A 25,195-nucleotide genomic window follows, 5' to 3' on the forward strand; every position below is an offset into this window, starting at 1 on the left:
CTACTTAAAGGGGTTTATATTTTCTTAGTTACCGAATAGATTTTTTATTACCAGCTCGATAAGTTCCGGTAACACTTCAAAGGAATAGGTAATGTTTAACCTTTCCGTAAATTTGTGTGCATCCTTGCCGAATGGACCTATATTTGCTACAGGAAGATTTAGTTTCTGTATAGATTCTACAGGAAGAGAGTATATTTCTCCATACCCCGGCATATTTTTTGTAAGCACTTTTATGGCTTCCCTTTCCCCGGGCAGTGCAAAATAACTGAGATCGGAAATATACGGATAAAACTTTTTAACTTCAAAATTATAATCATATTGTAATTTTACTTTTTCAACCGCCTTTTTTATTGCTGTTATCAACCTTTCCCCCTTCTCATCCTCCGATTTTACGTAAATGTGAGGATAATAAGGTGGAGAAAAATACAACACCACGGAGGGCATTTTATATGACCAGTTTTTATGTACTTCCCTGACAATTTCCAGGCTGTAAATTCTCTCGTCGACCGCCTGCTCTAAAAGTTCTTTCTTTTTTTTACTTAGAATTTCATCGATTCTGCCTCCTGTCTCTTTTTTCACTTCGCTGTACATTTCGTCGAAGGTTAATACCTTAGCTTCGAAGGGAAGTTTTTTAAAGGGTAAGCCCGCCGCCCGGCAGTATTTTTCGTATTCTTCGTTTAATTTATTAATAGCATTGTTAAAAGCTTTGTAAGCTTTTTCTTTTAATTTTTCCATGACCTTATCGGGCGTACTTATATGAGTAGAATAATTTAAATAAATATAAGCTTCGTTTACGGTCTGGACAGAGTATTCTCTTTTCAGATCTTTTAAAGCTAAACTGATAGGTGGAAGGGAAGCTTCGTTTTCTACCACATCGGATAATTCAAAGGAAAGATCCACTTCTTTAAGTATTTCTGAAGCCAGAAGGTTTGCATCCAATCCCTCGAAAGCCTGCCCTACATGGGTTTCCCTTCCGTATATATAAAAACACGGCAAAAGTTTTCCTACAGTACCTATGTAAATGTATTTTTTTTCATCTCCAGTAAACTTAGGAGCCATATAATCGGTATCCAGCACGGCTATATAATTAAAGCCGTATTCCTTTTGCAGGTTCAATAAATCCTCCACCGCTGATAATACTCCTTTTGAATTGCCTTCTTCATCCGCTACCGCAAGAAATACAATATTCCCCCTGAAATCTTTTATATTTTCCGTAATAAATTTTAACAGTCCTATTTCTACAGCTAATCCCGCCTTCATATCAAAAATGCCTCTTCCAAAAAGCCAATCCTCCGAATATATATCCCTTTTGGTTTCTTCATCCAAGTTTTTTGATAGTAGTTTTTCTTTTAGCTCATCGGGGTTAAGGGCATAGTCCTTTAAATTACCGTAATCTTCTATGCCTACAGTATCCATGTGGCCTATTAGTATTACCGTATCGCTGGTCTTTTCTTTTTCACCCCTTACCACAGCAATTACATTTTTCCTTCTAAGTGCATCATTTCTCACATCACATATTCTTAAATTCTGGGGATTTTTTTTAAAGTAATCAAAACCTTTCAGCTCCTGGTAAATAATTTTAGCTATTTCCAGTTCGCCCTCCGTGCCCACTATACTGCTCTGGGCTGTAAGTTTTTTTACCAGGTTTATAAGATACTCCCTCATTTTCTAAACCGCCTTTCTATTTAAATAATCCAGTAATAACCATAGTTTTTTTTTAGAAAATCTTTTTTCCATTTTTAATATACTTTAATTTCACTATTAATTAAAGAAAAAAGTTAAAAAATAAGCCCGAATTAAAAGGAAAGCTGCTGGCAAATACCAACAGCACAAAGTTTTACTTATACTTTATTCAAATCTTTTTAAAATCTGTTCCAATGTGGGTTCTCCTATCTCCTGCAATCTATACTTTACCCTCACGGCAGGTTTATTTATTTTTATTATTCTTGTAAGGTCTATAGGAGTTCCGATAATAACGGTATCACAATCGCAATTATTTATCGTTTCTTGCAGTTCCCTCATTTGCTCCTCACCGTAGCCCATAGCGGGAAGAATTAAGGAAAGGTGCTTGTATTTTTCGTAGGTGTCTTTTATGCTTCCTACGGAGTATTTTCTGGGGTCTACTATCTCGGAAGCGCCGTATTTTTTGGCGGCAACATATCCCGCCCCGTAAGTCATTTCCCCGTGGGTCAGGGTGGGACCATCTTCAATTACCAGCACCCTTTTACCTTTAATCTTTTCCGGATCTTCCACAAAAATGGGCGAAGCAGCCTCCACCACCATTGCCTTGGGATTTACCGCTTCTATGCTCTTTCTTACCGCGTCTATTCCCTCCGGCGAAGCGGTATCTATTTTATTTATTACCAGAACATCGGCCATCCTCAAGTTGGTTTCGCCGGGATGGTATTTCATTTCATGTCCCGGCCGGTGAGGATCCACCAATACGATGTGAAGATCCGACCTGTAAAAGGGAAAATCGTTGTTGCCGCCATCCCAGACAATAATATCCGCTTCCTTTTCCGCCTCTCTTAAAATCACTTCGTAATCCACTCCAGCGTAAACCACTATGCCCATATCGATGTGGGGCTCGTATTCCTCTCTTTCTTCAATGGTACATTTATGGAAATCCAGGTCCTCATAGGAGGCAAATCTCTGGCAAATCTGTTTGGATAAATCCCCGTAGGGCATGGGATGTCTTATAGCCACAACTTTTTTACCCATATCCTTTAAAACTTTGCAAACCTTCCTGGTTGTTTGACTCTTCCCCACCCCCGTTCTTACAGCACAAACGGAAACTACCGGTTTTACAGACTCAAGCATGGTGCTTTTAGGCCCAAGAAGCTTGAAATCCGCTCCTGCGCTTAAAGCCCTTGAGGCCTTATGCATAACTTCCTCATGGGATACATCGCTGTAGGCAAAAATCACTTCATGGATATTAAAATTTTTAATAAGTCTTTCTAACTGTTCTTCAGGATATATGGGAATTCCATCCCTGTATAAATCTCCCGCCAGATCAGAAGGATACTTCCTCCCTTCAATATTCGGTATTTGAGTTGCGGTAAATGCCACCACTTCATATTGTTCATTGTTCCTGAAATAGGTGTTGAAAACGTGAAAGTCCCTTCCCGCTGCTCCCATTATTAAAACCCGTTTTTTCAATAAAACCCCTCCCTCTTGAATTATTTTAACGCAGGAATATTGTTAGCAATTTCCATGCCAGTATTAATTTGCATTACAAACCCGTATTTTATGATTTAATTTTTTAAAAAAATATTAAATCTCCTGCAAAATTTTTTATATTGCGCAAAATATTTTTGCAGTAGTCGGAATAGGAAAACATTTGATTACTTTTTTTAAAAAAATTTTTATAATTTGTTTTTATTTTCATCACAAAATCATCATAAATTAGGTCTATACTAATAATGACAAACAAAAAAGGAGGGATTCACTTGAAGAAAAAACTGCTTGTAATGGGGATTCTGTTGGTTTTCATCCTGAGCGCTGCTTCCTTAGCATATGCATTCCCCGGATATGGTTTGGGAAAAGGCCAGGCTTTTAAGGACCTGAATCTCACCGATGAACAGATTAAAAAAATAACGGATATTAGAACTCAATACTTTGACAAAATGCTTACCCTTAGAAACGATTTAGCTAAATTGAATTTTGAGCTCAGAAATCTTTACCTGCAAAATAACCCGGATCAGAAATTAATTGACGATAAAATATCAAAAATTAAAGAGCTCAAGGATAAAATGCTTTCTTTAAAACAGGAAGAATTTGAAAAAATAAAAGGAGTTTTAACTACAGAACAGCTTTCAAAGCTTCAAAACCAGCAAGGCCTACCCGGGGGAATTAGAGGAAAGGCAGGAAGAGGTTTTGGAGTTAAAGGTTTCGGCCGCGGTTTTTGTCCCTTGTATTAACCTTTAATTTATATGCCCTTCGGGGCTTTTTTTATTTTCTCTTTTAATTGACTTTTGAGTTTTATTTTAATATAATTTTTATGAAAAAATATTTTTTAAAAATTAAAATAGCATAGCTTTAAGGTGCCCCTTTGTGGGGAGAATAGGGAAGTCCGGTGAGATTCCGGCGCGGACCCGCCACTGTAAGGGGGATGTTCCTTACAAGAGCCACTGGAAAAACCGGGAAGGCGTAAGGAAAAATGAACCCGAGCCAGGAGACCTGCCTTAAAGCAATACCGGTGGATGATGGCAAAGTCCACGGTCTAATAAATTAGACTGTGGACTTTTTATTTTTGAGATAAAATTTTATTAAAACTTATAACGGAGGTGCTTTCTATGTCAGGTAATGTCAAAAAAGTAATTTACATGGCCTTATTTATTTCATTAAGCTACTTGGGGGCAAATATAAAAATGTTAAGCCCAACGGGCACCGTAGCCTTAGATTCCATGCCCGGGTTTTTAGCAGCTCTGGTTATCGGCCCCGTTAGCGGAGCCTTCTGTGCGTTTTTGGGGCATATATTTACAAGCCTTCTTTCTGGTTTCCCCCTTACCTTTCCGTTACACCTTTTGATAGGAGTAGAAATGGGTATTTTTGCCTGTATATTTGGAAAGGTATATAAGAAAAACAGTTTAATCGGAGATGCAGCGGGCATATTGTTAAACGGAATTATCGCGCCTGCCAGTTTTATCCCCCTTAAAGGATTCGGGATTCCTTTCTTTTTAGCCATGGTATTCCCACTGCTTTTTGCATCATTTATAAATATCATTCTTGCCGATTTAGTGTTCAGAGGATTAAAAAAGCTGTCGGGTGATAAAAGTGTCTTCTGATCTTTTTAGCCTGATAAACACCTATAGAGACGTTACTTTAATAAAACTGCAGGACCGCACACTTCTTGTCATAGCCTGCGATTCCGCGGGGGGAATTGGGGAAAAAGAGATGGATGCTGTAAAGGTATCCCCTTACATACTTGGAAGATTTACTTCCAGGGTTTCTTTAATGGAGATTATCTCAATTAATGCTCGCCCCATCTCATTAAGCATCACCATTTGCGCGGAGCCCCATCCCACAGGGGACCTTATTCTCAATGGTATTATGGACGAACTAAGGGAAATTGGATTACAGGGTATTTCCTTTACCATCAGCACGGAAAAAAATATTAAAACCGTACAAACCGGTTTGGGTGTTACATGCATAGGTCTTTGCAAAGATGATAACCTTCTTCTGGGAAAGGTTCAAAAGGGCGATAAAATATACATTGCCGGTATACCAAAGGTGGGCAAAGAGGTCAATTTAAATGACCCGGCAATTTTTGATTTAAAAGCACTGTTAAAACTTAAAGAATCAAAAAATGTAAAAGAAATAATCCCGGTTGGTTCAAAGGGGGTTCTGGGAGAGTTAGAAAATTTCTCTATTTGTAATTCCCTTAAATATAAGTTTTTTAATCCATTGCCAATTGATATAAAAAAGTCTGCCGGGCCTTCCACCTGTGCTATAATTTTTTCTAAGGACACGCTAAAATCCGAGTTGGAAGTGCCCCTTTACCTCATAGGTGAAATAGAGTAATCCTTAACTTAACTTTTACCCTTCTCCACCATTTCAATAGCCTTTTTTAAATTATTTTGAGCTATGGTAAACTTTATTTTTACCAGGTTCGGATCTTTTGCCTTGAGGGCTTCAATGAGGTCTTTTACGGCAAATTCGGTTTTCTTGTTCAATACCGGGTCCTCCACAATGGCCTTTGCATACTCCCAGGATTTTACCGCTTCCAGCAGGTCCTTTTGAGATTCCTCATAATTGCCCTTAAGACCTTTATAGGTGGCAGACCTTATATAAAACAACGTTTTTTTGGCCGGTCCCGCCGCCTTTTCTTTCGGATCTTTGTAATATCCCAGTAAAGTTCCGAATAAATCATTAGAGGTAGAAATGGCTCCGTATAAATCTTTCCTGGTAAACATCATCGTTAACTGATTTAATTTTTCATTGAATGCATTTAGTTCATCTTCTCCATAGCCCTGAAGGGCTGCTTCACCCCGGAAATTGTCCCATAAACCGTGAATTCCTTCTACCTTACTTTCACTTTTTATCCATTCAGGTTCCTGTTTCTGTTCCTGCCCGCCGGAAGAACCTTCTTTCGACTTTCCCTGGTCCGATTTTTCTCCTCCTTTTTGTTGTTCTTTACTTTGCTCCTGCTTGGCCTGCCCTGTCTTTTCCACCTTATTTTTTTCTTCGGGAATTACCTCTTTAAAATATTCCTTTTCCAATTCTTCAATAAGGGAATTTATATCTTCCTCCATCTTTCTCAACAGGTTTTCCGTTTTTTTACTTTTTTCAGATTCAGGGTTTGTACTCGACTCGCTCTTCCCCTTAGAACAGCCGCTCGTTATCATCAAAAGTGCCATTAATAAAATTAAAAGGTAAAAAAATACCCTTAAGGTTTTCGAGGTATTTTTTTGCATACGGGACACCTCTCATTTTAACCTTAAGAGTATTTTCCCTCAAAAGTTATAATTTTATTTATGTTACTGCAAAGGTAAGCTCGCCTTCAGCAGCTATTTCATCCGCCACATAGGCTACCGCTTTCCCCTTGCCGATATTTCCTTTGATTTTAATTATGCTTACTTCCAGTATTAAAGTATCTCCCGGCAAAACCCTTCTTTTAAACCTCATTTTGTCAATCCCGGCAAAAAGTATCAATTTGCCCCTGTATTTTTCCGAACACAGCAAGGTAAAAGCACCTACCTGAGCCAAAGCCTCTACGATCAATACTCCGGGCATTATGGGATTTCCGGGAAAATGCCCCTGAAAGAAGGGTTCATTAAAGGTAACGTTCTTTAATCCCTTGGCGTATTTTTCCGGTTCTATTTCCAGTATTTTATCCACCAGCAAAAAAGGATATTTATGAGGAAGGGTTTGCAGTATTTGTATAATATCCATCATATAAACTCTCCCTGCTTTGTTTTGTTTTTTAATTATATTTTTTTTTCCGTTTAAATATTTCGTAGCCCACTATATATACCTGGAAAGGTCATTGTAAAGTTTTTCCGCTATACCAAAACCCTTGCTCTCCGAAATTTTCTCTGCAAAAGCATCGATGAAAAAGTCCCTTGCTACCTCAAAAGAAAAATCTCCGTTTTGTCCCGAAGGAAAATCTTTTAATGCTTCTTTTAAAAACTGCTTTAAAAAATAGGATTCAAAGCTTCTGCAGGCATTTTTCAATTCAATTTTTTTCTTTTCATCACTATTATATTTATCCAGATTCACTGCTTTATTCACATTATTTTCTATATTCAACGTGCTTTCCCTCCGGATGGATTATCTCCTCAAATTATTGGCTTCACCCAGCATCTCATCGGAAGCCTGAATCGCTTTGGTGCTTATTTCATATGCCCTCTGGGCGATAATTAAATTCACCATCTCTTCAACCACCTGCACATTGGACATTTCCAGAAAGCCCTGAAGTATATTTCCGTAACCCTGATCGGTGGCATCCTGTTTTAGTACGTACTCCCCCGAAGCAGAAGTCTGTTCAAAATAGTTATTCCCTGCGGAAATTAGCCCGGCCGGGTTTAAAAATTTTGCTAAAGCAATTCGGCTGATTTCCTGAATATTTCCGTCCACATCTTTGCCTGTAATTATTCCATCGGCGGAAATGCTTATTTCGGAAAGCTCTTCGGGTATTGTTATATAATCCTCATCAGAACTTAGTACCCTGTACCCTTCCGAAGTTACCAGAACCCTGTCCTGCCCATCCACGGATATTTTGAAGGATCCATCCCGGGTAAAAAGTCTGGAACCGTCCGGTTTTTCAACCACGAAGAAACCGTCCCCCTCAATAGCCAGGTCAAAGGGATTGCCCGTCTGCTGTAAGTTTCCTTCGGTGAAAAGCTTGGTAGACGCGGAAGGTCTAACACCGTGTCCCACCTCGAGACCTGCCGGAGTCCCCATCCCTCCCTCATATACATCGGGCCTTTTTAATGTCTCGTAAATCAAATCCTTGAACTCTATCCTGCTTTTTTTAAAACCGGTGGTATTCACATTGGCCAGGTTGTTGGCAATCGTATCTACATTGAGTTGCTGGGCAAGCATACCCGAGCCCGCGCTCCAGAGCGCTCTCATCATATTCTTTCCCCTCCTTTAATTTACTAATTTACTGAAAAGAAAATACGCCGCCTCGGTCATTCAGCAGCGGGAGGGGCCTCTGCAGTGCAGTCCAGCCCCTGCGGATTTTTTCAATTAAACCTTTGCTATTTCGTTAACGGCAAGCCCCAGGGTATCGTCCATGGCTTTTACCGCCCTCTGGCTTGCTTCGTAAGCCCTGAAGGCACTTATCAATTCTACCATTTCATAAACAGGATTTACATTGGATTTTTCTATAAAACCCTGTAAAACCTTAGCATTTCCCGGTCGGGACTGGGAAGTGGAAGTATAAAGTCCCTCCCCCGCTTTTTCCACTTCCTCCGGGCGAAAGGATACCACCCTTAAAACATCCTTTCTTTCGCCCCCCTGGAAAATTTCACCTTCTTCGGTTACTATAAAATCTCCCTTGTCCAATCTAACAGGCCCGTTTTCTCCGATTACATTATATCCTTCCGTTGTTACAAGATAACCCTCGCTGTTCAGGGTAAAGGTCCCATTCCGGGTGTACCTTAACCCTTCCGGTGTATTAACGGTAAAAAAATTTATAAAACCCTGTTCCTCATCCACCAGTGATAAATTGAAAGGGTCCTTCTTCTCTTCCAGCATACCCCTGGATGGATCTAAATAAATATCTATAAGGCTTACTCCCAGGGGTAAGGTGCCTATGTAGGAAGGAGGCATGGTATAATCTTTTTTAGAGCTTTCAAACCTGTAAAGTTCCATCTCCGGAAAAGAGGAAAAAACGGGCTTGTCCTTTTTAAACCCCCTTGTATCAATGTTGGCAATGTTATTAGAGATCACGTCAACCTTTTGCATCCCCTTCTTCATGCCGAAGGAAGAAATATAAAGCCCCCTGATCAATTAATAATCACCTCCTCATAGAAAACATTGATATCTTTACACCCTTATTGGCATCCAGATACTCCAGTGCCTTGCCCGCCCCCAGTGCCACACAGGAAACGGGATCTTCAGCCACATATACCGGAATGTTCGTCTTTTTGGCTATAAGTTTATCCAGCCCTTTCAGCAGCGAACCTCCACCCGTCATCACGATACCTTTTTCCGTCAGGTCAGCAGCTAACTCGGGAGGAGTCTTCTCTAAAACGCTAAAAATAGCTTCTATAATCCTCTCTACAGGTTCGGCTAAGGCCTCGCAGGTCTGCGATGAGGTTATCTTTACCGTTTGAGGAAGGCCGCTAATGAGGCTTCTTCCTCTTATCTCCAGTTCCTGTTCTTCCCCCTCCTGGGGGTATACCGTAGCTATGGTCATTTTAACTTCTTCCGCCGTTCTCTCTCCGATAGCCAGATTAAATTCCTTTCTGACGTACTTGATTATGGCTTCATCAAATTTATCGCCTGCAATCCTTATGGAGGATCCGCATACTATGCCGCCGAGGGATAATACGGCAATATCCGTTGTACCCCCGCCAATATCCACCACCATATTGCCAACGGGTTTTGATATGTCCACTCCCGCTCCTATGGCAGCAGCTACGGGCTCTTCTATCAAAAAGGTCTGTCGGGCACCCGCTGCAGTAGCAGCCTCAATGACAGCCCTTTTTTCCACTTCAGTGATAACCGCCGGGACGCACACCATTACCCTTGGCCTTATCAATTTTTTCTGGATAACCTTCCCCAAAAAATGCTTCAGCATCATTTCCGTTGTGGTATAATCGGCAATTACGCCTTCTCTTAAAGGTCTAAGAGCAACTATATTTCCCGGCGTCCTGCCTATCATCTTTCTCGCCTGCTCACCAACGGCGAGGAGTTTGCCGGAATCCTTGTCCAATGCCACTACAGAAGGTTCCTGGAGCACTATTCCTTTGCCCCTTACATAAACAAGTACAGTTGCGGTTCCCAAATCAATGCCTATGTCCATATTAAATTATGTAACCTCCTGTTAATAATTTTTATATATCTATATAAATTTCTACATTTTTAGTAAAAATCCTCCTTAAATTACAGGTTTAAATACTTCTTTTTAGTAGCCTTGCCCCCTCTTATATGCCTTTCCGCCTTGTTGAATTCAAGAATCTCCTTTACCTTTAAAGCTTTTATCGGATTGATTTCCGAAAGCCTCTCGGTTATATCCTTGTGTACCGTGCTTTTACTAACTCCAAAAACCTTGGCAGCCTGTCTTACGGTAGCCTTTGTCTCGATTATATAAGATGCTATGGCAAGAACCCTTTCCCTCATATAATCTTTCATGAAAAGTTCCCCCTTCACCCCATAAAATACTTATATAATATATATATGAGAGGCTTTTTTTATGTAGAAGAAAAAAGCACGGCTTATAGCCGTGCTTTTTATCTAAATATTTTTAAAGAACTGCTGGGGATCAATGCTTTCATTATTTTTTATTACTTCAAAATGGAGGTGAGGCGGATCTTCCGATTCGTAGGGAGCTGTATTGCCCACTCCACCTATGATGTCGCCCTTTTTAACCTTCATCCCCTTCTTTACAAGTTTATCAGACATAAGATTTCCGTAAAGGGTTTTCACGCCATTTCCGTGGTCTATGACCACCACCACTCCAAGGGCCGGATCATTTGTTTTCACTTCAACTACGGTTCCGGCTAAAGCTGCCTTGACGGGGGTACCCAAATCCGCTTGAATATCTACACCTTTATGGGCACACCATTGATTGAGTGTTTTTGAATATACCAGCGTATCCTTGCTGAATTCCGTTACGATTTTTCCGGTCACCGGAAGAGACATTACGTTTAAATCCGCCGTAACTTTTAATTCAGCCGTTTCTCCTTCGGTATCTTTTTTAGATGAGAGCTCTACATCCTTTTTCTTTTCGCCTGAAGCTGTTTGATTGCTTGCAGTATTTTTATCCGGTGCAGTTAGGCTTTGCCTCTGCATATCTTCCTTTTTTTCCTCGGTGTTTAAGCTGTATTCCTCTCTAAGCTTAGATTCGTCCACCGGATTTTCATTAAGACTAATTTCCCACTGTTTTTGAGGTTCTTCTAATTTGCTTTCCTTTGCCTCCTTATTGCTGAAATAATATAGATACCATAAAATTCCATTTGCAGTGAATAGGATAATAAGTAAAATCAGCAGTATACCGACTCTTAATGAGGGCCATCGGAAAAACCTTTTCACATTTTTTAGATTACCGATTCTTATCCTGTTAAAAATCGCCAAACTCCATCACCTCATTAAGAGTATGGCCATTTTTTGTATTTTTATACATTTTTTGCATTTATTCGTAAAACTTTTGTACAACCACACCGGTATAGTAATGTTTCAGAATATCTATGAAATTGGCACCCTTTTTCGCCATGTAATTGGCGCCGTACTGGCTCATACCCACACCGTGACCGTAACCTAAAACAGTAAATTTTATCTCATCCCTCTCCCTTTTCCACGTAAAATTGGCGGAATTTAGCTCGAAAAGCTCCCGGAGGTCACTACCCTTTGCCACGATATTTCCGATTTTTATTTTTTTTATCCTGCCCCCGGAACTCCTTTCCAAAATCTCCATCTGCTTTTCCGGATTCTTTGGGTCGATCACCACATCCGGCCATTTTTCTCTAAGTTTAACTATGAATTCCGAAAGGGGTACGGATTTAACGGAAATAAACTTTGGAGACTCTTCTTCCCCCGGGCTTGCTACACTGCGCAAGTAGGGGATATAATTCCCCCATACGTCTTCGGAATTTTCCGTTCTCCCACCGCTGGTGGAATGAAAAAGCGGGTCTATGGGCTTCCCGTTATAAAGAATTACCAGTCCTTTGGTGCTATTTACAGCCTGACTAAGCTTAGAATAAAAATGGTAAAAGGCAAATATCCCCCATTTTTTTATCATCTCTGCCCTTGTTATGTACCCCTGACAGTGAGTAGGGTCATCACATATATCGGCTCCCGGGTGCAAACAACATCCGCTCCCTCCGAATTTTATCATCCTCTTAACTGCATAGGTCCTCGCCGCCACCGACTGGGCTTTCAGAGCTTCTATATTGAAATTTGCCGGCATTTCTGCGGCAACCACCCCTTTAACATAGTCATCAAGCAGCATTTCTTCAATCCTGTTTTTTGAATTTATAAAAACCCTTACAGTCATTTCCCCTTCCTTTTTGACCTGATTCTTTTTCTCCGGCCCGCTAACCTTTTCACCGGATACCCCGCAACTTCTCACCGCAAAAGCCGGTATGCCTACGATAATTACGCACATAAAAAAAATAAGTACCAAAAATGTAAAATCCTTTTTTTTCATAATAAAGCCTCCTGTCAATACTATTTTTATTTTAAAAAGGAGGCCTTTATGAGAAAAAATTAAAAAGAGCCTTTACTCGGCCCTTTCAATCTTCGCTCCAAGGGATGATAGCTTTTCCACGATATTTTCATAACCCCTGTCCACATGGTAGGAATTCAAAACTTCCGTAACTCCCTGCGCTGCAAGCCCCGCCAGTATCAACGCCGCACCGGCCCTTAAATCCGTTGCTTTGACCGGCGCCCCAGTCAACTTTTCCACACCTTCTATAACAGCACTTCTTCCTTCTATCTTTATCCTGGCACCCATCCTCTTTAACTCTTCCACGTGCATGAATCTATTTTCAAATACCGTCTCTATGACCATACTGGTCCCTTTACATAAAGACAAATAAGCCATCATTTGAGCCTGCATATCCGTCGGAAAGCCCGGATAGGGCATTGTTTTTATGTCCACCGGATTGGGATTTGAATTACCGATAATTAAGATTTTATCCTCTTCTTCAAATATTTGGCATCCGCACTCAATTAACTTTGCTATTACGGGCTTTAAATGTTCTGAAAGGACATTTTCTACCAGAATCTCGCTGCCGGTAATTGCACCTGCTACAAGATACGTTCCCGCTTCTATCCTGTCGGGAATTACCGTATAGGATATTCCCGAAAGTTCTTTAACTCCTTCTATTTTTATTATATCCGTACCAGCTCCCCTTATCTTTGCTCCCATGGAATTTAAAAAATTCGCCAGATCTATTATCTCGGGCTCTTTGGCAGCATTCTCTATTATCGTCTGTCCCTGAGCGAGCACCGCTGCCATCATTATGTTTTCGGTAGCCCCTACGCTGGGAAAATCCAAATAAATGGTGGCACCCATCAATTTTTCGGCTGACGCCTCTACATACCCGTGCCCTAAGTTTATTTTAGCTCCCAGTGCACTGAAGCCCTTTAAATGCAGGTCTATAGGCCGGCTCCCTATGGCACAGCCACCGGGCATGGAGATTTTTGCCTTCCCAAACCTTGCAAGCAATGGTCCCATCACCAGAAAAGAAGCCCTCATCTTTCGCACCAGTTCATAGGGGGCTTCAAAGGAATTTATATGAGCAGAATTAATAATGAATTTTCTTTCCCTTTGACCACATTTAGCTCCTAAGGAAGCGATGACCTCCCTCATAACGTTTACATCCTCAAGTTCAGGAACATCCTCGATAACACACTCACCACTTGTAAGCAAAGTAGCTGCAAGCACCGGAAGAACGGCATTTTTTGCACTGCTGACCTTTATCTTTCCGGATAATTTTCTACCACCTTCTATAATAAACTTGGACAATTTATTTCCCCCCGAAAAAATTAAAATTCTGCTGTCAAAACCGGTATACCTACCCATATAATGGCGGCATTTTTTTCTTCTTCTTCGGTTATTTCCACTTCCACATTGTAAATTTTATCCATAATGAGGATGTTTTCTTCAAATAACCCGCTGTACCCGCGAAGGGTGAAAACTTGATCCTCATTGGAGATATCGCAGTAATCCAGCTTAAGTTTTTTCTTGAGCTCCTCGATAATACTATTTTGTCCCTTATTATCTAATTTACTATAAATTTGTCCATAAAAACAAGTGGTAATTCTTGATTTTCCGCCATATTTCTCGATTATTTTTTTAAGGATGTTTTTATTCGACTCAAAGTCATTGAAATTATTACCCATGACATTTACAGCAATAAAAGTCTGACCCTTTTCTTCAAAGCCTGGAGGAATTTGAAAGCTTTGAAGGACCACCTTTACATATGTACTATCATTTTTATACCCTTCTGCTATTAAATAACTTGTATTACCCTGTTCTTCTCCCTTTAAATCGGTCAATTTTGTAAAAAGGTCCTTTTCTATTTCTTGAAAAAGGGATTTGAGCATGTGGATGTCCTTATAGTCTTTCGAAATTATGGACCAATCGGTGAGGTCATAGGTAATGTTCTCTGCCCCTTTTGATTTAAAAAAATCGTAAACTGCTTCATAGCCGCTTTTCTTCGAATAGGAGTCGGCGTAAATATAATAAACGGCCGATAAAAAAGTAATTCCGGTAATCATCAGCAGTGCAGTAATCAGTTTTAAGGTTTTCATCTTGTATTCTCCTCCTACATTAAAATTATTCGCTGGTTTATATAATCCTATGCAAAATTTATACAAAAATTTATATCTACACTAAATTTTTGATATAAAACTTATTTTCATAATAATTTGACTTTGAATTATATTTTCCTTTGAAAAACCATAGGTTTTTTTGTCATTTATTTAAAATCTTATATACACTTTATGACAAAATATAACGAAAAAACCGCTGCCGTAGTTTAACTACAGCAGCGGTATAAAAATACTAACATACTCGTTTTAAAACCAGAACATAGTTTGAAGCCGCACTGCCACCTATGTTAAAAGTTACACCTATTTCACAATCTTTCAATTGTATACCAATTGCCTTACCTAAAAGCTGCCTGGTCGCCAGCACGGCCATCGATACACCTGTAGCTCCAACCGGGTGGCCTTTTGCTTTAAGCCCACCCGAAACGTTTACCGGCCATTTACCATCGGGATAAACTAAACCTTCATCCAAAAGCTTATATCCTTCTCCATCCTTTGCAAAGCCAAGAGCCTCATATGCTAAAATTTCTGCTATCGTAAAACAGTCGTGAACTTCTGCAAAATCAACATCTTCAACTGTAATCCGAGCCTTTTCGTACGCCTGCATTACTGCTTTTTTTCCAGCTGTGAATTCCCAATTATACCTTTTCGACAGGGGGAGATAATCAGTAGTGTGAATCAAAGCTGAAATTTCCACCAATTCATCTTTTAGATCCTTAGCGAATTCTTCTTTTGATAGCACTACAGCCGCAGCTCCATCGGAAACAAGAGAACAATCGTAAAGCCTTAATGGTTCGGCTATAATTGGGTTTTTTTCATCCGGTAAATTTAAAATATCATAACAGCTTAATTCCTTTCCCATTTGAGCCAGCGGATTATATTTACCATTGGTATGGTTTTTGGCTGATACCTTAGCCAGACTTTCCCTAAATTTTTCATCTGTTATTTTATACTTTTCTTTATACCCTAGTGCAAATTGAGCAAAAAGACCGGGGAACGTCATACCTTTTGCTCCTTCTTCTGGCCAATAAGATGCCATTGCCAGTACCTTAGTTACCCCTTTTGTGTCAAGGGTCGTCATTTTTTCTACCCCAATTACAAGCGCAAAATCCATCTCGCCAGCTTCTATAGCGTTTTTAGCCGCTTTTATTGCAGCAGACCCCGAGGCGCATGCATTCTCTATCCTTGTACATGGTTTAAATCGCAATTCCGGATTTATTTCTATCGCCCATGGTGCTAAATGCTCCTGGTTATTAAAACCTCCCCCGCTATAGTTGCCTACAAAAATTCCACCTATTTGTTTTGCTTCTATTTTTGCATCTTCAAGGGCTTCTCTACCAGCAGCTATAATAAGATCATACAAGCTTTCGTTAAGTCTGCCAAATTTGGTATGGCCCGTTCCTATTATCATTACTCCCAATTTTAATCACCTCTTATGCATTTATTATTTGCTCAATTTTTTCATTTAATTTAGGCGCTGGCGTTAAGTAAGAAACGATTACATAAACCAATACGGTTATGGGCAAGCAAAGAGCCGAAATATATATGCCGTGAGGCAACGTGTATATTTTAAGTTTCCCTAAAATCTCCAAACCCAGACTAAGAACAAGCCCAACTATTATAGCTGCTATAGCTCCTTCCTTTGTCCCGCGTCTCCAATTCAGACCCAAAGCCAAGGTAGGTGCAATAGAAGCAGCATAAGTACCCCATCCAAAAGCGCCCAATAGTGCCACTCCTTTATCGCCTAAACCAATAACAGCCAATAGGCTAAGCACTGCGGTCAGGATAACACCGAAACGTCCGGCTTTTAACTGCTGCTTTTCATCCAACTTCATGCCTAAAGCAAAGGGAATATCTCGAGTCAATGCTGCAGAAGAAATATTTATAAAAGCATCACAAGTAGACATTATAGCTGACATAACGCCTGCACTTATTATTCCAGCAAAAATCGGATGAGAAAAATTCATTAAAAATGCCATAACAGCATCATCAGCATTAGCTAATGGGGCCATTTTCCCTGTGTTTACAAGATACCTAACGGTAAGACCTACCGCAAACATAAATATTCCTCCAAATATGGCAGGTATGACAGAAACTATAGGACCCCATTTGAGTTTTTTTACATCTTTAATCATATAAAACCGGGATACTATATGCGGTTGGCCTACAATTCCTATTCCTAATATAAAGAACCAGCTCATAGCTAAAACAGGATTTACCAGACCCCATGGACCTACAAATTGGGGTAATATCTTGTTCCCCATATCGGGCATAGGAGTAGTAGCAATAGTCCTCGTTATGTTAGTTAAACCTCCTCCGACAAAAATAGCAATCAAGAAAACTAATAACGAGCCTATCGCCATTACCGAACCCTGAAATACACTGGTATATGTGGCTGCGAGAATTCCACCCATTGTAGAATATATCGTAATTACAGCAAGGCCGATCAGAATTCCCGTAATTTTTGAAACATTAAATATGTTGGCAATAATAACACCCATAGCAAGTACCTGCGATGCAAGGAATGCAACAGTACCAATAAAAGTTGCAAGAGCAATCAAGCCGCTAACTAACTTACTCTCGTACCTGTGATAAACCGCATCAGCAATAGTTAAAGATCCGGTAGCTTCTGTAAGTAATCGCATTTTCTTTCCGACTATATACCATGCCATTGCAAAAGATGTCGAACTAGGAAATGTAAACCAGAGAGCTCCCATACCTAATTTATACGTAAGTCCCGGACCACCTACAAACAAAAAGCCGCTCAAAGCTGTTGCAAACATGGTTATTCCCATTACAAAAAGCCCCAAGGATCTACCCGCAATAAAAAAATCTTCCGGTGTCTTAACTTTGTTCATAGTCCAAAAGCCTATTGTTATTACTATAACCATATATAAAACACACATTGCTGCTATTGTTAAATTCATTTTAAGCCCTCCTTTCCCATATTACATTTCTTTTATTTTACTTAAGAGTTCTTTTAACTCACTTTCGCTTATACAATCCCTTTCAAAAAAAAGCCCATAAGGAATTGTAAAGGTAAGGACAGGCAATGCCCATACAAAATAGACCATTATTGCCGTTGCAAGAGGAAATCCCAATATAAAAGTTTCGGGTACAACTTTTGTGTTGATGTTATTCATGGAATAAAACCCCATTAGCCATATTAAAAGCGTAATTATGATAGCTGATTTATATCCTGCTCCAACATAATTTTGATTTCTGATAACACCTAAAAAAACCCAGCTAAACACGAAAAAGGGAAATGAAAATAAGAATAAATAGGCATTATTCGTAAATAAAGCTATAATAATAAGCAATGAAGCAATTGATAATACGGCTATCATTTGATCTGATATTTTCATTACAATGACCCTCCTTTATTTTCGTTTTTATAATTTTTAAAATATTAAATTTTTTATATTTTTTAGATAAACCTATTTTATTTTATTCATCTTTCACCTCCTTGTACAATATAGTTAGCTTAGTTTTAATTAAATAAAACTTTTTGACAACCACACAGGAATTCTGATAAAACTTAGCTAAATACTTCTTGTAGTGGCAGGGGACTTCGAACTACCTCCTTGGGAAGCTCTTTCGCTGTCCCGATAAAAAGAGTGAAGCCCCTCCTCTATGAGATGCCTCGAATGAGCACGTTGTGGATGCAGCTTGCTGCATGCCTCGAGTTACGCGCAAGGTTGAGACTTATAGAGGACTGTGGGACCCTGCCTAAAATTTAGCGAAAGCGAGGATGTATATATGATCTATGGCGGCATTGATGTGGCTAAACATAGTCACGAAATATGCCTCGTAAATGAATCCGGAGATATAGTCTTAAGGATGAATATGGATAATAATCATAAAGGAATGAATAAACTTTTGCAGGCATTGGAAAGACTCGGTTTAAAGCCTGATGACGTAAAATTCTGCCTGGAAGCCACCGGCCATTATTGGCTTCCTATCTACTGCTACCTCACTGACCTGGGATTTGAACTTCATGTCATTAACCCCATTCAGTCAGATGCTTTGAGAAATCTCTACGTACGTAAAACCAAAACCGACCAAAAAGATGCTATGCTTCTTGCTGACCTCCTGCGATTAGGTAGAGCCCCTGAAACCAGGCTTTCTTCTGAAACAACCCTTAAATTACAATCGCTCTCCCGACTCCGATTCGAGTTTGTATGCCAGGTCGGTAGCCTCAAGAATAGAGTGCTTGGTATCTTGGATAGGATCTTTCCAGAATACCCAGGCTGCTTCTCCGACGTATTTATCCGGACTTCAAGGGAACTGCTTAAATCTTATCCGGCACCGGAAGAGTTAGCCGAAGTGGACCTTTCAGAGTTATCTGCTTTTCTTAAAGAACATTCCCGCGGCCGGTTCGGTGAAGAAAGAGCTAAAAAGATTCAATCTCTAGCTAAAGGAACCTTCGGCATTACCATTGCTCTGGACGCTTTTACCCTTCAGCTTCGTTTGCTGATTGAGCAAATTGAATTTATTGAAGAACAGATAAAAGTTATCGAGGACGCTATCAACGAGGTTATGGAGGAGCTTCGTCCAAGTAAAGAGACACCTTATCGCCACGTAATTGAAAGTTCTGGCTGCTGCAATTATCGGTGAGATAGGTGATATTTCTCGTTTTCCTAACCCCCGGGCTCTCGTGGCCTATGCTGGTTTAGATGCTACCGTAAGGGCTTCTGGATTGTTTGAGGGGACTCGCAACCGTATGTCTAAACGTGGTTCTCCTGTATTAAGAAACAGCTTGTGGTTAGCTGCTGTTTCAGCCCGTCGCTTTAACCCGGAGTTGAGGGCTTATTATGAGCTAAAACGCAGCCAGGGAAAGCATTCGAATGTTGCTACAGGAGCCGTTGCAAGAAAACTTGTTCACCTGATCTACTCTCTCTGGAAAGATAACCGGCCATATGACCCAGATTATCAATGGTCTCCTCCTATCAAAAATGCATGAACAGAATTCCTATGGGATTGTCAAGAAATTTTTGCTATAGCCTATTGACTTTTCATAGCACGTCTTTTTTAAAATATGAGAATTTTTTCTTTCTTTCATAAGGTGTTAGATGTTTAAATGCGCGATATAATGTGTATACTCTTGAGTAAGAGCCATAGCGTGAAACTCTATATCGGCTTTCACGCTATGGTTTAACTATTTTTTGGTGTTGTATTTAATTTTACAATCAACCGTTTAACTTTTTAAAGACAGTAAATGCCACTTAGATTTGCCAATTTCAAATATTTTTTGTATATAAATTTTAGATTAATCCCAATCTTTCCGCCTCTTTTTTCAAATAATCGCGGTGGTCCGGATGGGCAATTCCTATCATCGCCTTAACCCTCTCTCTTACAGTTCTACCCCTCAAGTGTGCTACACCATATTCGGTAACCACATAATCTACCTCTTGTCTTGGCACCGTTACTGGAGACCCCAGAGGTAAAACAGGGACTATCTTTGACACCGTATCATTTTTTGCAGTTGAACGAATCGCCAGAATACCTTTTCCTCCCCGGCCCTGGCGGGCACACTTGACAGCGCCGCGGTGAGTATCCAATTGGCCTCCCGTCCCGCTGTAGTGTCTGGTACCAATTGCTTCTGAAACAACCTGCCCCGTCAAATCAACCATCAGAGCCGAATTTATACTCACCATTTTATTATTTTGCGCTATTACATCGGGGTTGTTGGTATAACTTCCACGCATTACCATTACAGACGGGTTATTGTTAACAAAATCGTATAACCTTTTCGTGCCAAAAACAAACGCACATATGAATTTACCTGGCCACAAAGTCTTTTTTTCGTTTGTAATTATGCCTTTTTCATATAATTCCAGCATCCCTTCGGTAAACATTTCGGTGTGAACTCCAAGATCTTTCTTGTTCTCTATAAATTTTGATACAGCGTAGGGAACTCCACCAATACCCATTTGTATCGTCGATCCATTCTCAATCAATTCCGCAATATAATGCCCAATTCTCTCTTCGGCCTCGGTGGGCATGACTAAGACTTCTTCTGGTAGAGGATAGTTAACTTCAATTATATAATCAACTTTACTTATATGGATTTCCGTTTCACCAAAAGTTCTTGGCGCGTTAGGATTCACTTCGAGTATAACTTTTTCTGCAGCATCTATTAAATCTTTTTCAATGAAGGCGGAGCACGAAAGCGAAAGGTAGCCGTGTTCATCCATAGGAGAAGCCGTCCCTACAAAATAATTTATCTTCTTACCTGACTGGACTAAATCTACTATTGCATGATGGGCATTATTGGGAACATATGTTATCGTTTTTAAGCCTTTTTCAGCTACCGCTCTATCAATAGGGCCGTAAAACCAACTGTTATTAATAAACCTGCCTTCATATTCTTCCTTATCCTGAAATTCAAAGTACGTAGTATTTAAAATGGTGTAAACTTCTACATTTTTAACATCCTTATCAACCCTGTGCAAATTTTCAAGGAAAACCTTTGGTGTCATTGGGACAACAGCCGTAGTAATGACACTTCCGCTTTTAATTTCTTTTAAAACTTCTTCAACAGTTCGTACCTTTGAATTATAAACATCTTGCCATTTCATTATTGTTTCCTCCTCCTTACAGCATCTTTATTCTGTAACTTTGCCCCATTTTACCACACCGGCATTCCATGTCCAGCCGCCGCCTGCAGAAACCATGACAATTACATCGCCATCCTTAATTCTGCCATGCTTTAACCCTTCAATCATAGATATGGTAACATCATTTTGCCCCAAATGCCCGTAGTCTTCAAGAAATAATGATTGATCTTCCCTCAAATTTAATTCTTTTAGTATAGCATTGTGAGCACTGCGCTTGATTTTAACCATTGCCAGATATCCTATATCCGCACGTGTATAACCACTTTTTTCAAGAGCATAATCTATAACATGATACCAGTTTTTTAAAGTAATCTTATCGAGTCTTTGCTTGAAATCTTTTGGGTCGCAGGTTATATGAAACCACATTTCGTTAATATCTTCGGGCTTCATAGGCCATTTTTTGCTTCCACCTACTGGGACTACAAAATCTTCAGAGAATGAACCATCAACCACATGGGCCGTTGTTAACACCTCATTATACCCGTAATTCTTTTTTAGCACTACAGCTGACCCGCCAGCACCGATGTCGTATAAAAAAGCCCCTTCTTTATATTTTAAATTAATTAGATCGCAATTGCGGTAACCACTAACCAAAAGAACAGTATTTACATCATCTCTTGAGAGCATTATTGCCTTTCCAAGTTCTAATCCTACAATCCTAGAACCACACATGGATTCCATATCAAATCCCCATGCATTTACCGCTCCAATTTCATGGCATACTTTTGTGAAAGCTAACCAACACGGGTAATCCTTGTGCTGAGCTCCGTCCCAAATAACCACATCAATTTCCTTAGGATCAATCCCTGCATCTTCTATGGCCCTTTTAGCCGCAATTATCCCCATATAACTGGTAGTATCATCAGGACCGGGCATTGGTTTCCTTTTTACGCCTACTTTTTCAATAAAAACTTCTACTGGCATTCCCGATTCCTTTGCCATTTCTTCAGCACTCCAGAAATTATCCGGAATATACATTCCCATACCCGCAATACCTACATGTGTTCTCATTGCAGCTTCCCCCTCCTATATAATTAAACCACCGCTTACCTCTACAATAGCACCATTCACGTAACTTGCCTCATCAGAAGCAAGAAAAGCAAAAACATTTGCTACTTCTTCTGGTTTTCCAAGCCTTCTCATCGGGACTTTCTCTTCCATAGTCAGCAATACCTTTTCCGGCATAGATTTTAATATTGGTGTAGCAATAAATCCAGGGCACACAGCATTACACCTTATCCCTTTGCGCCCCAATTCTTTTGCCCAGGTCCTTGTCATTCCAATTAAAGCTGCTTTAGAAGCAGCATAATTTGTCTGTCCAAAGTTGCCATAAAGACCTACTATAGAAGAAGTATTTAATATTACCCCTGAGTTTTGCGATATCATTATATCAATGACAGCCCTTGTGCAAAGATAAACCCCCTTTAGATTTACATTTATTACCTGTTCGAACTGCTCATCGCTCATTTTATAGAGCTGAGCATCCTTAACAATCCCAGCATTGTTTACAAGCACATCGATTCTTTTGTAATTTTCCATAATTTTTGAAACCATTTCATTTATTTGGTCTTTTTGTGTGACATCTACTTTAAAACCTTCTGCCATGTTTCCTTTTTGTTTTATTATATTTACAGTTTCTTCAATAGCCTTTTCATTTATATCAGCAACGGCTACAACAGCACCTTCCTCTGCAAATTTGACAGCCGTTGCCCTACCAATGCCATCCCCACCTCCAGTCACGATGCATATTTTATTTTTTAGCCTCATAAATTTTCCTCCTTTTCTTGTAATTTACTGCTTTATCTTTTAATAATTTTATTTTGCAAAATATATGCCATTAAAAAAATAAAAAATGACCATGGTTTATGAGCCTCCATGGCCATTTTTATCCCGAAAACAATGTTTTATTTTAATAACATGTCCTGTTATCAGTACACTCCTTAGGCTTTTCAAATTGGTATAATTCAATAAAATGTCCTCATATCAGGACAAATTGTCTTTTTCTTCTTTATTTACATTGTTTTCTAAATTGTATTTTTTCAGTTTTTCATATAGTCTGGAACGACTTATTTTTAGGATTTTTGCAGCCAATCGCTTATTTCCTTTAGTATACCTCAGACAATCCTTTATTGCCTCTTTCTCAGCTTGTTCAACAACCTTTTTAAGACTATAATCAAAAGTTCTATCTGTAAGGAACCTTTGTTTCTTAGCTTCGGGCCCTGTGATATAAATAGGGAGATGTTCTTGCGATATATAATCCGAATCTGTAAGATTTATGGCCCTTTCCAGCACATTTTCTAGTTCTCGCACATTTCCCGGCCAGGAATATCCTTTTAACAGCTCCACTGCTTCATTCGAAATACCAGAAATATATTTCCCCATCTGATTAGACAGCTTTTTTAAAAGATAATTTGCTAATACTTCAATGTCTTCAAGTCTTTCTCTAAGCGGTGGTATTTCAATTGTCATAACATTAATTCTATAGTAAAGATCTTCCCTAAACTTATTCTCCTTCACAAGCTTTTTCAAGTCCTTGTTTGTAGCGGCTATAATACGCACATCGACAGGGATTGGTGTTATACCTCCAACTCTATCTATCTCTTTTTCTTGAAGTACTCTGAGAATTTTTGCCTGCATTCCCAGCGGCATTTCTGATATCTCATCGAGGAATATGGTACCTTTGTTTGCCAGCTCAAATTTTCCAATTTTCCCACCTCTTTTAGCACCAGTAAAAGCACCTTCTTCATACCCAAATAGTTCTGATTCTAATAGCTCTGATGGTATAGCTGCACAGTTAATTTTTACAAAAGGAAAATTATTTCTCCTGCTGTCGTTATGTATAGCGTGGGCAAACAGTTCTTTCCCTGTGCCACTCTCTCCTAAGAGCAAAACATTGGAGTCACTCGCTGCAGCTTTTCTTGCAAGAAATTTTGCTCTTTTCATTTTTTCACTTTCTCCAATAATATTTTCCCAAGAATATCTGGCTCCTGTTAGTTCTTTTAAACGTGTTTTATAAAGATCTAATTCCGATTCCAGTAATTTATTTTTTTTGATTATTTCTTCAAATTCTGCTATATCTTTGAAAAGCACCATTCCAAATCCATAAATAACATTACCATCATCATCCATAACCGGAATCCTGTGTACAATTGCAGTTTTTCCGTTTTTGAAACGATGCTTCCATGCAATCTCTGCTTTTTTCGTTTTAAATACATAAGGAAATCTGGTATTTTCATCTATATCATAAACTCTTCTCCCTATCATCTCCTCTTTTGAATAGCCTAAAAACTCACAAAAACTATTATTTATAACCTTTACTTTTGTTTCTCTGTCAACTAATATCATTGGAATTGGAATAGGGTCAAATATTTTGTTCAGCATATCTATAAGGTATTTATCCTCAAAAAAGTTTTCATTTTTCATATCTGACATTATACTCACTCCTGATTATAAAAAACAGGTTAGACAGATTTATCCTATCTAACCTGCTTAATTTAATTTATCCTTTCATAACCATCTCTTTTATCTTCATCAAACGGGTTCTGTTGCCTCTTTCGTTTTCGTCCAGCTTCATGGTTATATATTTTATGGTCTCCTGCAGCTGAGGAATCATTACGTATTCTAAAGCATTAACTCTTCTTCTGGTTTTTTCAATTTCATCGGCCATAAGCTGGCAGGCCTTCTCCATTTCAGCAAGTTTAAGCATCTTTGGGAGAAGCTCGGCCAAGGTGGAAATAGCGCCATCTAATTCACCGGAGGTATTGGAAAATCCGTAAGGATACAAACTTTTCACTTCGCTTTTTTCTATGATGATTCTGGGAATATTTACGCTCATTATATTCTGGCTTTTTATATTGATGCCAACTGTAGCTGCGGGGATTAAAAGACTTTCTTCCAGCACCTTTGAGGGCATCTGGCTCCTGGCCATTGTAAAATTCTTAAAGGCCTGTGCCAGTTCCCTTTCCACTTCTTCCCTCAGTTCCTTATTTTGCTTTACCATGTCGATAAACTTTTTAATCAGCTCATCCTGTTTATCCTTTAGCAGCTTATGACCCCTTTTGGCGGTGACAAGCCTTCTTTTTAACCTTGTTAATTCCATCCGGGTAGGATTTACCCGCAATTCCATA

24 protein-coding genes, 1 pseudogene and 1 riboswitch are annotated in these 25,195 nt (G+C 39.4%); of the genes and pseudogenes, 4 read left to right on the forward strand and 21 right to left on the reverse strand.

Annotated features, from left to right (window positions below):
• Nucleotides 1-24: 24 nt before the first annotated feature.
• The gene (locus tag ATZ99_RS07995; protein WP_068748722.1) at nt 25-1,665 is read right to left on the reverse strand and encodes a M20/M25/M40 family metallo-hydrolase; all 1,641 of its coding nucleotides are present in this window, start codon (nt 1,663-1,665) and stop codon (nt 25-27) included.
• Between the two features lie 183 nt (nt 1,666-1,848).
• Complete coding sequence (locus ATZ99_RS08000) at nt 1,849-3,138, reverse strand: GTP-binding protein (RefSeq protein WP_068748775.1); 1,290 nt, start codon at nt 3,136-3,138, stop codon at nt 1,849-1,851.
• 311 nt (nt 3,139-3,449) lie between these two features.
• Here ATZ99_RS08000 and ATZ99_RS08005 point away from each other — a divergent pair, with 311 nt between their 5' ends.
• From ATZ99_RS08005 to ATZ99_RS08015, 3 genes are all read left to right on the forward strand, one after another.
• The gene (locus ATZ99_RS08005; protein WP_068748723.1) at nt 3,450-3,920 is read left to right on the forward strand and encodes a Spy/CpxP family protein refolding chaperone; all 471 of its coding nucleotides are present in this window, start codon (nt 3,450-3,452) and stop codon (nt 3,918-3,920) included.
• Between the two features lie 104 nt (nt 3,921-4,024).
• Nucleotides 4,025-4,201: riboswitch (cobalamin riboswitch) on the forward strand.
• A gap of 94 nt (nt 4,202-4,295) precedes the next feature.
• Nucleotides 4,296-4,787, forward strand: a complete 492-nt coding sequence (locus tag ATZ99_RS08010; protein WP_068748724.1) for an ECF transporter S component — start codon at nt 4,296-4,298, stop codon at nt 4,785-4,787.
• Nucleotides 4,777-5,523, forward strand: a complete 747-nt coding sequence (locus ATZ99_RS08015) for a hypothetical protein (protein WP_068748725.1) — start codon at nt 4,777-4,779, stop codon at nt 5,521-5,523. Before ATZ99_RS08010 ends, ATZ99_RS08015 begins: the two co-directional genes overlap by 11 nt.
• Before the next feature lie 8 nt (nt 5,524-5,531).
• Here ATZ99_RS08015 and ATZ99_RS08020 read toward each other — a convergent pair whose 3' ends face one another.
• The 14 genes from ATZ99_RS08020 to ATZ99_RS08085 all read right to left on the reverse strand — a co-directional run bounded on the left by ATZ99_RS08020 (nt 5,532) and on the right by ATZ99_RS08085 (nt 17,813).
• Nucleotides 5,532-6,416 (reverse strand): hypothetical protein, encoded by an 885-nt coding sequence (locus ATZ99_RS08020; RefSeq protein WP_068748726.1) that lies wholly within the window; start codon nt 6,414-6,416, stop codon nt 5,532-5,534.
• Between the two features lie 58 nt (nt 6,417-6,474).
• Nucleotides 6,475-6,897 carry a 3-hydroxyacyl-ACP dehydratase FabZ gene (gene fabZ / locus ATZ99_RS08025; RefSeq protein ID WP_068748727.1) on the reverse strand — a complete coding sequence of 141 codons (423 nt, stop codon included), beginning with the start codon at nt 6,895-6,897 and terminating at the stop codon, nt 6,475-6,477.
• A gap of 69 nt (nt 6,898-6,966) precedes the next feature.
• Nucleotides 6,967-7,251, reverse strand: a complete 285-nt coding sequence (locus ATZ99_RS08030; protein WP_068748728.1) for a hypothetical protein — start codon at nt 7,249-7,251, stop codon at nt 6,967-6,969.
• Between the two features lie 21 nt (nt 7,252-7,272).
• Nucleotides 7,273-8,079, reverse strand: coding sequence for a flagellar basal-body rod protein FlgG (gene flgG, locus ATZ99_RS08035; protein ID WP_068748729.1), 807 nt, complete (start codon nt 8,077-8,079; stop codon nt 7,273-7,275).
• 114 nt (nt 8,080-8,193) lie between these two features.
• Nucleotides 8,194-8,958: a flagellar hook-basal body protein gene (locus ATZ99_RS08040; protein ID WP_068748730.1), complete on the reverse strand. Its 765-nt coding sequence runs from the start codon at nt 8,956-8,958 to the stop codon at nt 8,194-8,196.
• A 7-nt stretch (nt 8,959-8,965) separates the two neighbouring features.
• Entirely contained in the window at nt 8,966-9,976 is a 1,011-nt protein-coding gene (mreB, locus tag ATZ99_RS08045; protein WP_068748731.1) for a rod shape-determining protein MreB, read from the reverse strand.
• Between the two features lie 80 nt (nt 9,977-10,056).
• Nucleotides 10,057-10,305 (reverse strand): sporulation transcriptional regulator SpoIIID, encoded by a 249-nt coding sequence (spoIIID, locus tag ATZ99_RS08050; protein ID WP_068748732.1) that lies wholly within the window; start codon nt 10,303-10,305, stop codon nt 10,057-10,059.
• Between the two features lie 102 nt (nt 10,306-10,407).
• Nucleotides 10,408-11,247 carry a M23 family metallopeptidase gene (locus ATZ99_RS08055; RefSeq protein WP_068748733.1) on the reverse strand — a complete coding sequence of 280 codons (840 nt, stop codon included), beginning with the start codon at nt 11,245-11,247 and terminating at the stop codon, nt 10,408-10,410.
• Between the two features lie 58 nt (nt 11,248-11,305).
• A complete protein-coding gene (spoIID, locus tag ATZ99_RS08060) occupies nt 11,306-12,319 on the reverse strand; it encodes a stage II sporulation protein D (RefSeq protein ID WP_068748734.1) in 1,014 nt (337 codons plus the stop codon).
• 72 nt (nt 12,320-12,391) lie between these two features.
• The gene (gene murA / locus ATZ99_RS08065) at nt 12,392-13,699 is read right to left on the reverse strand and encodes a UDP-N-acetylglucosamine 1-carboxyvinyltransferase (RefSeq protein ID WP_068748735.1); all 1,308 of its coding nucleotides are present in this window, start codon (nt 13,697-13,699) and stop codon (nt 12,392-12,394) included.
• Entirely contained in the window at nt 13,663-14,430 is a 768-nt protein-coding gene (locus tag ATZ99_RS08070; protein WP_068748736.1) for a YwmB family TATA-box binding protein, read from the reverse strand. Before ATZ99_RS08070 ends, murA begins: the two co-directional genes overlap by 37 nt.
• Before the next feature lie 253 nt (nt 14,431-14,683).
• The gene (locus ATZ99_RS08075; RefSeq protein ID WP_245641346.1) at nt 14,684-15,859 is read right to left on the reverse strand and encodes a thiolase domain-containing protein; all 1,176 of its coding nucleotides are present in this window, start codon (nt 15,857-15,859) and stop codon (nt 14,684-14,686) included.
• A 22-nt stretch (nt 15,860-15,881) separates the two neighbouring features.
• Nucleotides 15,882-17,375 (reverse strand): sodium/proline symporter, encoded by a 1,494-nt coding sequence (locus ATZ99_RS08080; protein ID WP_068748738.1) that lies wholly within the window; start codon nt 17,373-17,375, stop codon nt 15,882-15,884.
• Nucleotides 17,376-17,396: 21 nt separating this feature from the next.
• Entirely contained in the window at nt 17,397-17,813 is a 417-nt protein-coding gene (locus ATZ99_RS08085) for a hypothetical protein (protein ID WP_068748739.1), read from the reverse strand.
• 394 nt (nt 17,814-18,207) lie between these two features.
• On the opposite strand from ATZ99_RS08085, the pseudogene ATZ99_RS08090 reads away from it, so the two are divergent.
• Nucleotides 18,208-19,411: pseudogene (locus tag ATZ99_RS08090) on the forward strand (IS110 family RNA-guided transposase).
• A gap of 301 nt (nt 19,412-19,712) precedes the next feature.
• On the opposite strand, the gene ATZ99_RS08095 reads toward ATZ99_RS08090, so the two are convergent.
• The 5 genes from ATZ99_RS08095 to ATZ99_RS08115 all read right to left on the reverse strand — a co-directional run bounded on the left by ATZ99_RS08095 (nt 19,713) and on the right by ATZ99_RS08115 (nt 25,194).
• Nucleotides 19,713-21,029 (reverse strand): acetyl-CoA hydrolase/transferase family protein, encoded by a 1,317-nt coding sequence (locus tag ATZ99_RS08095; protein ID WP_068748740.1) that lies wholly within the window; start codon nt 21,027-21,029, stop codon nt 19,713-19,715.
• Between the two features lie 27 nt (nt 21,030-21,056).
• Nucleotides 21,057-22,079: a 3-oxoacyl-ACP synthase gene (locus tag ATZ99_RS08100; RefSeq protein WP_068748741.1), complete on the reverse strand. Its 1,023-nt coding sequence runs from the start codon at nt 22,077-22,079 to the stop codon at nt 21,057-21,059.
• A gap of 15 nt (nt 22,080-22,094) precedes the next feature.
• On the reverse strand, nt 22,095-22,835 hold the full coding sequence (gene fabG / locus ATZ99_RS08105; RefSeq protein ID WP_068748742.1) for a 3-oxoacyl-ACP reductase FabG: 741 nt from the start codon (nt 22,833-22,835) through the stop codon (nt 22,095-22,097).
• Nucleotides 22,836-23,051: 216 nt separating this feature from the next.
• On the reverse strand, nt 23,052-24,500 hold the full coding sequence (locus ATZ99_RS08110; RefSeq protein ID WP_068748743.1) for a sigma-54 interaction domain-containing protein: 1,449 nt from the start codon (nt 24,498-24,500) through the stop codon (nt 23,052-23,054).
• 67 nt (nt 24,501-24,567) lie between these two features.
• Entirely contained in the window at nt 24,568-25,194 is a 627-nt protein-coding gene (locus ATZ99_RS08115; protein ID WP_068748744.1) for a V-type ATP synthase subunit D, read from the reverse strand.
• Nucleotide 25,195: the final 1 nt, after the last annotated feature.

Source organism: Thermovenabulum gondwanense, from assembly GCF_001601575.1.
GTDB lineage: Bacteria > Bacillota > Thermosediminibacteria > Thermosediminibacterales > Thermosediminibacteraceae > Thermovenabulum > Thermovenabulum gondwanense.